Consider the following 11,760-nt stretch of genomic DNA (forward strand, 5'->3'; position numbering starts at 1 on the left):
ACCGGCCGCCCCGGAACCCCTCTCCCACTCGCGAGCCAGACAGGAGTACCCCCAGCATGTCCGAGAATGTCATTCGCCTCACCAAGGATCTCGCCCCCGGCCCCGCGGTAACCCCCGAAGCCGACACGGGCACCGCCAAGCCGCACCTGCCGCTGTGGGTGCGTTCCGGGCGTGCCGTGCGCGGTGCGGTCACCCACGAGCACACCCGCACTGCCGCCCGGTTGGCCGTGCGGCACAGCATGTACGTGGTCGGCGGCACCAGGATCGTGGCCCGCCGCACCTGGGAGGGCCGCACCGCCACCCGCTACGAACGCATGCTCCGGGCTGCGGAAGCGGCCGGGAACTACGAGGTCGCAGCCGAGTGGGAAGAGCGCGGACAGCGCTTCCGCGACGCCCGCCACCGCCGCCGCATGGACCTGCTCACCGCCCCCGTCGACGCCGCCAAAAGCGTCCTGGTCGGCACCGGCATGGGCATCGGCTCCCTGGTCGCGCTCGGGGTGGTGCTGGCCATCGCCAACAAGGACGCCGCCGACGTCGTCACCCCCCTCATGGCCGTCGTCGAACTGGTCCGGCTCCTCGTCGTCATCGTCACCGTGGTGTGGGGCCCGGCCGTCACCATCGGCCCGTTCCTCGCGCTGCTTGCCCTGTGGGCCGTCGGCCGCCACCAGCAAGCCGCCCCGAACTGGGCGCTCCCCGCAGCGGTCCGCAACGGGGAGGGCGAGCCCATCACCCCGTCCATCGTCGTCAAGGCCCTTCGCGACCTAGGCGTGCCCGCCCTGGGCAGGGCCATCAAGGAGATGGGCGACGCGGGAGCGTCGATGCTCGGTCCGATCCGCATCGCCGGATGCGGCGTCGAAGTCGACGTCACCCTCCCGTCCGGGGTGTCGACGAACGAGGTGCAGAACAAGCGCCGCAAGCTCGCCGAGAACCTCACCCGCCACGAGCACGAAGTGTTCATCACCATCCCGCAAGCCGCCCGCACGGTCCGCCTGTGGATCGCCGACAGTGGCGCGCTGGATGAGCCGATCGGCCCGTCCCCGCTGGTCACCGACGAGACGATGACCGCCGACTACGCCAAGGGCCGCGCCCCCTGGGGCCAGGACCTGCGCGGCGACGCGGCAGCGCTCAGCCTCTACCAGCGCCACCTGTTGATCACGGGTCTGTCGAACCAGGGCAAGACCGTGGCGCTGCGCTCGCTGGCGCTGTGGCTGGCGTTGGACAAGTCGGTGCAGTTCCTCATGGGTGACCTCAAGGGCATTGGGGACTGGGCCATGTTCGACGGTCTGGCCACCACGCTGATCCAGGGTCCGACGGACGACCACGTCATCCAGGTCACGGAGATGGTCGAGGGCGCGGTGGACGAGATGAACCGCCGTCTCCAGGCCCCGCCCGGCACCGTCTTCCCCGCCCTGATCGTGCTGGTCGACGAAGCGCAGGTGGCGTTCATGTGCCCGGTGAAGGACGACGAGAAGCGGCCCTATGGCGGCTCGAAAGCCAACTCCCGCTATTTCATGGCCGTCCGGAAGATCCACAACCAGGGGCGGGCGGTCAACGTCCTGATGTGGCAGGGCACCCAGGACCCCACCGACCAGAACCTCCCCAAGCTGGTCCGCGAAGGCGCCCACACCCGGGCATCGCTCGCGCTCGGCACCGAGTCCCAGGCCCGCATGGCCCTGGGGGACAAGGCCGTCGACGGCGGCGCCGCCCCGAACCTGCTCCGCCCGGGGCTCGACAGGGGAACGCTGGTGGTTGCGTCCGACGGCATCGACATCCCCGCCGGGCAGGCCTCGATCACGGTGCGCACGCACTACATCGACGACGACGCGGCCGAAGCCATCACCGACCGCGCCAAGGCGCTGCGCGACGGGGTCACCACGCTGACCGTGATTGAGCGGGGCGAGGAGCGTGACCCGCTCGCCGACATCGCCGCCGTGATCGGCACGGCCGACCGTGTGCGGACCAAGGACGTTCTCGCTCGGCTCGGCGCCCTCAACGCGGACACCTACGGCGGCTGGTCGTTCACTGACCTCAAGGCAGTGCTCGACGGCGCCGGAGCCGAGCCGTGGAAGTCCGACGGTGTCATGGTCGTGGGCCGTGACCGCGTCGCCCGGGCTCTCGCCAACCGCGACGACGACGGTTCCGCTTCCGCCGCATAACGCAGGGAGCCGAGCCCCGGTGGGTCAGGGAGACAGGGAGAACTCCCTGACCCCCTCCCTGACCCGCCTCCCTGGCCCTGAGCTGCACAAATGATCTGCCAGGGAGGCAGGGAGGCCCGCAGGTCAGCACCCCAGAAACCCCCTCCACACGCCACCTGGCAGGGGGTGTCTCTGCCTCCCTGGCTCACTCCGGAAGGGATTCCGCATGTACCCCGAACACCCCGGCCACGCGCCCGCTGAGCGGGGCGTGGAAGTCCACCACCCCACCCCGATCCCGCCCGCCACGGTCACCGTTGCGGCGCCGCTCGTGCCGATGCAGCCAGGCACCATCCCGGCCGTGGCGAGCATCGTCCTGCCCGACGGGCGCATCGTCACCGGCTACGCCATCGAGCCCGCCAAGCCCGAACCCGCCACCGCCAAACCCGCCGTGTCCCGCACCGCCGTGAACGTCGCGCTCGGCGGGATCGGCTTCGCTGCCGTGTGCGGTGGACTGCTCCTGCTCACCACGTTCATCGCCGCACTCGCCGCGCTGATCCAGCAACTCATCATCCTGGCGGCCGTCATCTTCGGCGGCTTCATCGCCGTGCAGATCCTCGGACCCCAGCACGGCGACGGCGGCACGGTCGTCAACATCCGCAAAGCGATCTTCAAGCGCAACCACTTCCACGGCTGACCAGGAAGGACAACCTGTGATGCGACTCCGCTTGCAGCTCATCGGCTGGTCCCGCCGGACGCTGATCCTGACCGACACCCCCCGCCCGGACTGCCCTGACTGTGCGGGTGACGGCGCTATCGGATGCGACTACGGCGACTACGACGGGGAGTACGCGGGCACCGACTGGGAGCCCTGCGGCTGCTGGACCGAATGGCGCAGGACCCTTCTGCCCCTCCCGCGCCTGCCCCGCCTCCTGCGCCGACGTGGCGACCACCGCGACCCGTGGAGCGACGAACCCCCGTTCTAGCTACGCCAAGGGCGGCCCCCGTCTCGCCAAAGTCCGGGGCCGCCCTTGCCTGCCAGTGCTTCTCACAGAACTGGAGACACCCAGCATGACGCAACCCACCGACAACGGGCGAGTAGGCGTTCAGTGCCCGTCTCACGCTGCCGTGAGTGACCTGCTGACCACCGCGCTCGACCTGGCCCGTACCGGCCTGCCGGTGCTGCCCCTGCGCCGGGGCAAGGTCCCGTTCGGCAACTGCCCCACCTGCGCCCGCAACGCGTGCGGCGGGCGGTCGAACATGAAGTACGCGGGCCCCTGCCAGTGCCTCGACGTGTGCCACGCGTGGGCCGCTGCCACCACCGACCCGGACGTCATCAACTCCCCGGCCTGGGCGCGGGCATGGCGCCGGGCGATCGGGATCGGCTACCACCCCGGCGGCGCGGGGCTCACGGTGGTGGACCTCGATACGCCGGCCGCCGTGGTGTGGGCCCGCCAGAGCTTGCCAGCCACCAGGACGGTAGCCACCACGCGCGGGGAGCACTGGGTCTACCAGGGCGCCATGCGGTCGGTGAACGGCGTCCGGGACGGTGTCGACATCAAGTCGACGATGGCCTACGCCCGTTGGCGCGGCCACGGCACCGGCATCCTCACTGCCCTGCCGGACGTGGTGCGTGCGCTGGTCGTGAAGCCGTCCACGGTCCGGCGTCCGTCCGTGGTCACCGTGGCCGCGTTGGACGGGGGCGGGGAGTGCCGTCACCGCACACCCGCCTACCTGGAGCGCGGTATCGCCATGGCGGAGCAGCGCATCGCCGACGCCCGCAGCGCGGTGCACGCGACTGTGTACCGCACGTTCCTCGCGGTGCTGTCCACGCATGGCCGGTGCGGCTGCCTCACCGACGCCCACACGGCCCGGCTGTTCACGGCCGCTCAGGCCAGGGGCGAATCCGCCCGGCACTGCGCGGATGCGTGGGCCAACGCCCGTACTGCCCTGGGGATGTGAGCGCGATGTCCGAGGAGGACAAGAACCCCGCCCGGCAGATCATCACCGACTACGCGCAGTCCCACTTCCGGTACTTCCGCACCACGGAAGGGACCGTGTACGCGCAGCGCAACGGCCACCCCGTCGCGCGGCCGATCCGCTCGCAGGGCACGACCGGGAGCCACCGGCAGGAACTCATGGTCGATCTGTTCCGGGACGGTCTTGGCGTGTTCAACGGCACCGCCATGAAGGAGGCGTTGGACTTGATCGAAGCACTCGCACTCGCCCAGGACGTTCAACCCACGCACATCCGGGTCGCCCCAGGGTTCGACGGGGCGACCTGGCTGGACCTGGGCCGCGACGACGGGCAGTCCGTCCGTATCCACCCCACCGGGTGGGAGATCGCCGTTCCCGACCCGCGTGAGGTGTGCTGGCGGCGCACCCAGCTCACCGGCGAACTGCCCCTGCCCGCGACGGACACCGACGGCAAGGGCATCGACCTGCTCTTGGGTCTGTGCAACTTCGCGGGCCCGGCAACCGAGTGCCTGGCTATCGCCTGGCTGCTCGGTTGTCTGGAGCCGTCCGTGCCCGTCCCGGCCCCGTTCCTGACCGGTCCGCAGGGCGCGGGGAAGTCGACCGGCGGCCGGATGCTGGTGCGCATCCTCGAAGGGATGACCGGCGACCTGCGGCGGGCTCCGAAGGATGAGGAGAACCTGATCACGGCCGTGGCCGCCGGATGGGTCACCGCTCTCGACAACCTCTCCCACCTGCCCCCGGACCTGTCGGACCTGATGTGCTGCATCGTGACCGGCGCTGAGTCGATCAAGCGCGCGCTGTTCAGCGACGGGGACGTCTACCGCTCCCGCTACCGGCGCCCCCTGCTGCTGACCGGTATCGACGTCGGCGTCATCCGGCCCGACCTGGCTGAGCGACTGCTGCCGCTGCGGCTGGAGCGGCCCCGGATCCGGCGCACCGAAGCCGAGCTGTGGGCCGACTACGCCGAAGCGCTGCCCGTCGTGCTCGGGTCGCTGCTGGACCTGGCGGTGAAGGTGCGGGCCGCCGAGGCGGTCACGCCGACCGACCTGCGGATGGCCGACTTCGCGCACCTGTGCGCCCAGTTCGATGCGGTCTGCGGGCTCGGTGCGCTGGACGCCTACCGGGCCAGCCTGGACGACCTGAACGATGACGTCATCGAGGGCGACCTGTTGGCGCAGACCGTTCTCAAGCACGCCGCCACCCTCGATCCGGGTGCCGATGTGCGGATGACGTCGGCGGAGTGGCTGCACGCCCTCACCGGCCTCTACAGCGGGGAGGAATGCCGCCCCCTACCCAAGGGCTGGCCGACCACCGGCAAGGTGCTGTCCGACCGCCTCAAGCGCCTACAGCCGACCCTGGCCGCCCGGGGCGTCCTGGTCGACTGAGGCCGCAACAAGACCGCCCGGTACATCGAGATGAGCCGTACGGCCGCCCGAGCCCTGTCGCACGAGCAACAGACCGCCTTCTAACCGGCCGTACGGGCGGACAAGCAAGAGGAGCACGCCCGCACGGGTGCTCCTCTTGCTGTTCCGGCGGCTTGCCGCTGCTGCAAAGGTCGTGCCGCGAACGCGGCTCCGCATTCACGCTCTGAGCGACGGCCGCACCACCACAGAAACCAGCCCCTTCTTTTCCTAAGAAGGGAAGACCTGCGTCACCCGCGTCACCACGGCCCGCCAGACGGCCCCTGACCTGCGATAACGCCGGTGACGCAGACCGCCGAATCCTGCGTCATCGTGCGTCACCTGCGTCACCCGATGACGGACGGCCTGTGTCACCGGTGACGCAGACCCCGCGCCTCTGCGTCACCCGAAACCGCAGGTCAAAGACCCGGGTGACGCGGATGACGCGATGACGCAGAAATCCCCGCTTCGGACAGCACTGCCCATGAATCCCCCGCCATTCCGGAACTCTGCCCAGGAGGTTGCTCCGTGACGACCACCGCCGCGTTCGTATCGGACGCCGAAGTCGAGTTCGACCCCACACTCCTCGCGCTCACGGTCGAGGAGGCGGCCCGCCGCCTCAGCGTCGGACGCACCACCATGTACGCCCTCATCCGCGAGGGAGAGGTGGAGACCGTGCCTATCGGTCGGCTCCGCCGCGTTCCCGTTAAGGCCATCAGTGCCTACCTGGACGCCCACATGCAGTCCCGCCCCAAGTCCGTTGCCGCGTAAGGAGAATCATGGAGAAGCGCGCCAAACGCCCTGATGGGGCATCGTCCATCTACTTTGGAAAGGACGGGTATTGGCACGGCCGGGTGACGGTCGGCGTCCGTGACGACGGACGGCCGGACCGGCGCCACGTCATGAGCAAGGTCAGCGAAGCGGAAGTCATCAAGAAGGTCCGTGAGCTGGAGAAGCAGCGGGACGCGGGGAAGGTCCGGAAGCCTGGACGGCCGTGGACCGTGAAGGCTTGGCTCCTGCACTGGGTGGAGGAGATCGCGAAACCGTCGGTCCGCGAGAACACGTACGCCGGGTATGAGGTGGCTGTCAGGGTGCACCTGGTCCCCGGGGTCGGTGCTCACCGGCTGGACAAGCTGGAGCCGGAACACCTGGAGCGCTTCTACACGAAGATGCTGGCCAACGGCAGCAAGCCCGCCACCGCGCATCAGGCCCACCGCACGATCCGCACGGCGCTCAACCACGCCATGCGGCGCGGCCACGTCACTCGGAACGTGGCCTCGCTCGCCGTGCCGCCCCGGATCGAGGACGAAGAGGTCGAGCCGTACGACATCGAAGAGGTGCAGCGCCTCCTCTCCGAAGCGGCCAAGCTCCGGAACAGCGCTCGCTGGTCCATCGCGCTCGCCCTTGGGCTACGGCAGGGGGAAGCCCTGGGGCTGCGCTGGTCTGACGTCGACCTGGAGGCGGGCGTCCTGCGCGTGCGGAAGAACCGGCTTCGCCCGAAGTACCTGCACGGTTGCGGTGGCGAGTGTGGCCGTAAGTCGGGGTACTGCAAGCAGCGCGTCCGGAAGAACGAGGACACGGCGAACACGAAGTCGCGTGCCGGCCGCCGGGTGATCGGGGTGCCTGACGAACTGGTCCGGCTCTTGGAGCTGCACAAGCAGGAGCAGGAGCGTGAACGGGTGCGGGCCGCTCAGGAGTGGCAGGAGACGGGATTCGTCTTCGCCTCCCCTGTGGGTACGCCGCTGGTGCCCAGTACCGACTACGACGCGTGGAAGCAGTTGCTCACGGATGCGAAGGTTCGCGACGGGCGGTTGCATGATGCCCGGCACACGGCCGCCACGGTGCTGCTCATCCTCGGAGTCCCGGAACGGGTCGTCATGCAGATCATGGGTTGGTCGTCCACGGCGATGGCTGCCCGCTATCAGCACGTGACGGGAGGAATCCTGGCCGACGTGGCGCAGCGGGTCGGCGGTCTCATCTGGGAGGTGGCAAAGACCGCCGACAACGACGGTTCGGACGGCTCCGCCGGAGCGCGTTGAGACTGTAGATGAGACTACGAACGTCGAAGGGCCCCACCGCGAACGGTGGGGCCCTTCGACATCGTGCCCGGTGAGGCACTGGCGGAGGATACGAGATTCGAACTCGTGAGGGGTTGCCCCCAACACGCTTTCCAAGCGTGCGCCCTAGGCCACTAGGCGAATCCTCCGCGGCAAACAATACAAGACGTTGAGGGGTGCTCGCGAACTCGTTCCCACGTCAGGGATCGGGTACCCTGTGCGGAGCCCCTCACGTGGCGCTATCTGACTGAACTCCCCCAGGGCCGGAAGGCAGCAAGGGTAGGTCGGCTCTGGCGGGTGCGTGGGGGGCGCTTGATTTTGTGGGGCGGGGGGCTTCGTTTCCCCTGGGTGGGGCGCTGTTTCGGCGGGCGCACGGCGGGTGGGCCGCCGTCGGCGGAGCCGGTTGTCGGTGGGCCCCGATAACCTCGTATGTGTGTCGTCCCTTGCGCTGTACCGCCGCTACCGCCCCGAGTCGTTCGCCGAGGTCATCGGGCAGGAGCATGTCACCGACCCGCTGCAGCAGGCGCTGCGGAACAACCGGGTCAATCACGCGTACCTGTTCAGCGGGCCGCGTGGCTGTGGCAAGACGACCAGTGCCCGAATCCTTGCCAGATGTCTGAACTGCGAGCAGGGCCCGACGCCCACGCCCTGCGGGGAGTGCCAGTCCTGCCAGGACCTCGCGCGCAACGGGCCGGGTTCCATCGATGTGATCGAGATCGACGCCGCTTCGCACGGTGGTGTCGACGACGCCCGTGAGCTGCGCGAGAAGGCCTTCTTCGGGCCCGCGTCCAGCCGGTACAAGATCTACATCATCGACGAGGCGCACATGGTGACCTCGGCCGGTTTCAACGCCCTCCTGAAGGTCGTCGAGGAGCCGCCGGAGCACCTCAAGTTCATCTTCGCCACCACCGAGCCCGAGAAGGTCATCGGGACCATTCGGTCGCGTACGCATCACTATCCGTTCCGGCTGGTTCCGCCGGGCACCTTGAGGGAGTACCTCGGGGACGTCTGCGGGCGCGAGGGCATTCCGGTCGAGGACGGCGTGCTGCCGCTCGTCGTGCGGGCCGGGGCCGGGTCCGTGCGTGACTCCATGTCCGTCATGGACCAGCTGCTCGCCGGTGCCGCCGAGGACGGTGTGACGTACGCCATGGCCACCGCCCTGCTCGGGTACACCGACGGGTCTCTGCTCGATTCCGTTGTCGACGCCTTCGCGGCGGGCGACGGTGCTGCTGCCTTTGAGGTGGTCGACCGGGTTGTCGAGGGCGGGAATGACCCTCGGCGGTTTGTTGCCGATCTTCTTGAGCGGCTGCGTGATCTTGTCATCCTCGCCGCCGTTCCCGACGCCGGGGAGAAGGGGCTCATCGACGCCCCCGCCGATGTCGTCGAGCGGATGCAGGCCCAGGCCTCGGTGTTCGGGGCCGCCGAGCTGAGCCGGGCCGCCGATCTCGTCAACGCCGGGCTCACCGAGATGCGCGGGGCCACCTCGCCGCGGCTCCAGCTCGAATTGATCTGCGCGCGGGTGCTGCTGCCTGCCGCGTACGACGACGAGCGCTCGCTCCAGGCCCGTATCGACCGCCTTGAGCGCGGGGCCAACTTCCAGGCGGCGCCCGCCGGTGGGCCCGCCATGGGGTACGTGCCCGGGCCCGAGGCGCATGCGCCGATGCAGGGCGGACCCGGCGGGCCCGAGGCTGCTCGGGCTGCTGTGCGGGGTGCGGGAGCCGGGGGGCCCGCGCCCGTGGGCGGGCCCGCCCACGCGGGGGCCGGTGCGCCTCCCGTTCCGCCGGTGCAGCAGGCGCCCGTGCAGCAACCCCCTGTCCAGCAGCAGCCCGTTCAGCAGGCGCCGGCGGCCCAGGGCCGGCCCGCCCAGGCCCAGCCCGCTCAGCCCGCGGAGCAGAGTCCCGCCGGGGCCTGGCCGTCGGCTGCCGCGCCCGGGCAGGGGGGCGGCCGCCCCGGGGCGTGGCCCGGCGCATCGGCCCCCGCGTCGCCCGCCCCCGCGCCCTCCGCCGGCGCCTGGCCCTCGGCCACGCCTGCTCCCGAGCCCGCCCCGGCTCCCCAGGCTTCCCCCGCCCCCGCTCCCGCCGAGCAGGCGCCCGCCCCCGTCGCCCAGGGCAACGCCATGCAGGTGCGCAACATGTGGCCGGACATTCTGGAGGCGGTCAAGAACAAGCGGCGCTTCACCTGGATCCTGCTCAGTCAGAACGCGCAGGTGGCCGGGTTCGACGGCACCACCGTCCAGCTCGGTTTCATCAACGCGGGCGCCCGCGACAACTTCGCGAGCAGCGGCAGCGAGGACGTGCTGCGCAGCGTGCTCTCCGAGCGGTTCGGGGTGCAGTGGAAGGTCGAGGCGATCATCGACCCGTCGGGCGGCGCCCAGCCCCCGCCCGCCGCGGGCAACTTCGGCGGCGGCCCGTCCCGGCCCCCGTCCCCGCCCGCCCAGCAGTACCAGCCGCCGCAGGCCTCCCCGCAGGCTCCCCGGCCCGCGACCCCGGCCGCGCCCGCTCCCGTACAGCCCACACAGCAGCCGCCGCAGGCCGCCGCTCCCGTACGGCACGACGTACGCCACGAGGAGCCTCCGCCCGTGCGGCTTGAGGACGACACTCCGGAGGACGACGACCCGGATCTCGTGGACAACGCGCTGTCCGGGCACGACCTGATCGTGCGCGAGCTCGGGGCGACCGTGGTGGAGGAATATACGAACGAGGGGTAGGGGTCCACCTGGTGGCCCGCACAAAGATCACGCCATCGCGGCGGCTAGGCTGGCTGCCGTGAAGGTCCTTGTCATCGGCGGCGGTGCCCGCGAGCACGCCCTGTGCCGTTCCCTGTCCCTCGACCCCGACGTGACGGCGCTGTACTGCGCCCCCGGCAACGCCGGGATCGCGGAGGTCGCCGAGCTCCACCCCGTGGACCCGATGGACGGGGACGCGGTCGCCCGCCTCGCCGTCCAGCTGAAGAGCGACCTGGTCGTCGTCGGGCCCGAGGCGCCCCTCGTCGCCGGAGTCGCCGACGCCGTACGCGCCGCGGGCATCCCCTGCTTCGGCCCCTCGAAGGCGGCCGCCCAGCTGGAGGGCTCCAAGGCCTTCGCCAAGGACGTGATGGCGGCGGCGAACGTGCCGACCGCCCGCTCCTACGTCTGCACCACCCCCGAGGAGATCGACGAGGCGCTCGACGCCTTCGGTGCTCCGTACGTGGTGAAGGACGACGGTCTCGCGGCCGGCAAGGGCGTCGTCGTGACGGCCGACCTCGCCGTCGCCCGGGACCACGCGCTGGCCTGCGAACGCGTCGTCATCGAGGAGTTCCTCGACGGCCCCGAGGTCTCGCTCTTCGCGATCACCGACGGCGTCACCGTCCTGCCGCTCCAGCCCGCACAGGACTTCAAGCGCGCGCTCGACGGCGACGAAGGCCCCAATACCGGTGGCATGGGCGCCTATTCGCCGCTTCCGTGGGCCGACCCGAAGCTCGTCGACGAGGTCATGGCGAGCGTGCTCCAGCCGACCGTCGACGAGCTGCGCCGCCGTGGAACGCCGTTTTCCGGCCTTCTGTACGCGGGCCTCGCGATCACCTCGCGCGGGGTGCGGGTCATCGAGTTCAACGCCCGGTTCGGCGACCCCGAGACGCAGGTCGTGCTGGCCCGCCTCAAGACTCCGCTCGCGAGCGTGCTGCTCCACGCGGCCAACGGCACCCTGGACGCCGAACCGCCGCTGACCTGGCGCGACGACGCGGCTGTGACCGTGGTCATCGCCTCCCACAACTACCCCGCGACGCCCCGCACCGGCGACCCCATCGAGGGCCTGGCCGAGGTCGCGGCCCAGGACGAGCCCACCGCGTACGTCCTGCACGCCGGGACCAGGCGGGACGGCGACACGGTCGTCAGCGCGGGCGGCCGGGTCCTCTCGGTCACCGCGACCGGCAAGGACCTCGCCCAGGCCCGGGAGCGGGCGTACACGGCGGTGGGCCGGATCCGGCTCGACGGCTCGCAGCACCGCACCGACATCGCCCGCAAGGCGGCCGGGGCACAGGGCTGAACTGCGCCAGAATTCCGCGGGGCCCCGGTGTGCGCACCGGGGCCCCGCTGTTGTGCCCGCCGGGGCGCGGCGGGCGCTTGGCCCATGCCGTAGAAGCCCCTTGGAGGCCCCGTCGAAGCCCCGCACCAGCCCAGTAGCAGCCGCGCGGGAGCCCTGGAGAAGCTGCGCATCA

8 protein-coding genes, 1 tRNA gene, 1 other RNA gene and 1 pseudogene are annotated in these 11,760 nt (G+C 70.8%); 10 read left to right on the top strand and 1 reads right to left on the bottom strand.

What is annotated here, in order from left to right; translation table 11 throughout:
- The first annotated feature begins 56 nt into the window (after nucleotides 1–56).
- The 7 genes and pseudogenes from IE206_RS25565 to IE206_RS25595 all read left to right on the top strand — a co-directional run bounded on the left by IE206_RS25565 (nucleotide 57) and on the right by IE206_RS25595 (nucleotide 7,548).
- Complete coding sequence (locus IE206_RS25565) at nucleotides 57–2,156, top strand: FtsK/SpoIIIE domain-containing protein (RefSeq protein ID WP_189965918.1); 2,100 nt, start codon at nucleotides 57–59, stop codon at nucleotides 2,154–2,156.
- Between the two features lie 205 nt (nucleotides 2,157–2,361).
- Nucleotides 2,362–2,829, top strand: a complete 468-nt coding sequence (locus IE206_RS25570) for a hypothetical protein (protein WP_189965920.1) — start codon at nucleotides 2,362–2,364, stop codon at nucleotides 2,827–2,829.
- Between the two features lie 19 nt (nucleotides 2,830–2,848).
- The gene (locus tag IE206_RS25575; RefSeq protein WP_226598972.1) at nucleotides 2,849–3,118 is read left to right on the top strand and encodes a hypothetical protein; all 270 of its coding nucleotides are present in this window, start codon (nucleotides 2,849–2,851) and stop codon (nucleotides 3,116–3,118) included.
- A gap of 85 nt (nucleotides 3,119–3,203) precedes the next feature.
- The gene (locus tag IE206_RS25580; protein ID WP_189965924.1) at nucleotides 3,204–4,094 is read left to right on the top strand and encodes a bifunctional DNA primase/polymerase; all 891 of its coding nucleotides are present in this window, start codon (nucleotides 3,204–3,206) and stop codon (nucleotides 4,092–4,094) included.
- Between the two features lie 5 nt (nucleotides 4,095–4,099).
- Nucleotides 4,100–5,578 (top strand): annotated as a pseudogene (locus IE206_RS25585) (AICE element replication initiation protein).
- A gap of 459 nt (nucleotides 5,579–6,037) precedes the next feature.
- Nucleotides 6,038–6,280 (top strand): helix-turn-helix domain-containing protein, encoded by a 243-nt coding sequence (locus tag IE206_RS25590; protein WP_189965926.1) that lies wholly within the window; start codon nucleotides 6,038–6,040, stop codon nucleotides 6,278–6,280.
- A gap of 8 nt (nucleotides 6,281–6,288) precedes the next feature.
- Nucleotides 6,289–7,548 (top strand): tyrosine-type recombinase/integrase, encoded by a 1,260-nt coding sequence (locus IE206_RS25595; RefSeq protein ID WP_189965928.1) that lies wholly within the window; start codon nucleotides 6,289–6,291, stop codon nucleotides 7,546–7,548.
- Nucleotides 7,549–7,627: 79 nt separating this feature from the next.
- Here the strand turns inward: IE206_RS25595 and IE206_RS25600 are convergent.
- Nucleotides 7,628–7,715 (bottom strand) — tRNA-Ser (locus IE206_RS25600).
- Nucleotides 7,716–7,786: 71 nt separating this feature from the next.
- Here IE206_RS25600 and ffs point away from each other — a divergent pair.
- The 3 genes from ffs (at nucleotide 7,787) to purD (ending at nucleotide 11,588) form a co-directional block, all read left to right on the top strand.
- Nucleotides 7,787–7,885: signal recognition particle sRNA small type (gene ffs / locus IE206_RS25605), an RNA gene on the top strand.
- 114 nt (nucleotides 7,886–7,999) lie between these two features.
- Nucleotides 8,000–10,273, top strand: a complete 2,274-nt coding sequence (locus IE206_RS25610; RefSeq protein WP_189965930.1) for a DNA polymerase III subunit gamma and tau — start codon at nucleotides 8,000–8,002, stop codon at nucleotides 10,271–10,273.
- A gap of 58 nt (nucleotides 10,274–10,331) precedes the next feature.
- Nucleotides 10,332–11,588: a phosphoribosylamine--glycine ligase gene (gene purD / locus IE206_RS25615; protein WP_189965932.1), complete on the top strand. Its 1,257-nt coding sequence runs from the start codon at nucleotides 10,332–10,334 to the stop codon at nucleotides 11,586–11,588.
- The last annotated feature ends 172 nt before the right edge of the window (nucleotides 11,589–11,760 follow it).

The organism is Streptomyces violascens (genome assembly GCF_014649955.1).
Classification (GTDB): Bacteria; Actinomycetota; Actinomycetes; order Streptomycetales; family Streptomycetaceae; genus Streptomyces; species Streptomyces violascens.

Excerpts from the sequence above, each read along its gene's own strand:
- IE206_RS25565 (WP_189965918.1), top strand. The coding sequence starts at position 57 with ATGTCCGAGAATGTCATTCGCCTCACCAAGGATCTCGCCCCCGGCCCC.
- IE206_RS25570 (WP_189965920.1), top strand. The coding sequence starts at position 2,362 with ATGTACCCCGAACACCCCGGCCACGCGCCCGCTGAGCGGGGCGTGGAA.
- IE206_RS25575 (WP_226598972.1), top strand. The coding sequence starts at position 2,849 with ATGCGACTCCGCTTGCAGCTCATCGGCTGGTCCCGCCGGACGCTGATC.
- IE206_RS25580 (WP_189965924.1), top strand. The coding sequence starts at position 3,204 with ATGACGCAACCCACCGACAACGGGCGAGTAGGCGTTCAGTGCCCGTCT.
- IE206_RS25595 (WP_189965928.1), top strand. The coding sequence starts at position 6,289 with ATGGAGAAGCGCGCCAAACGCCCTGATGGGGCATCGTCCATCTACTTT.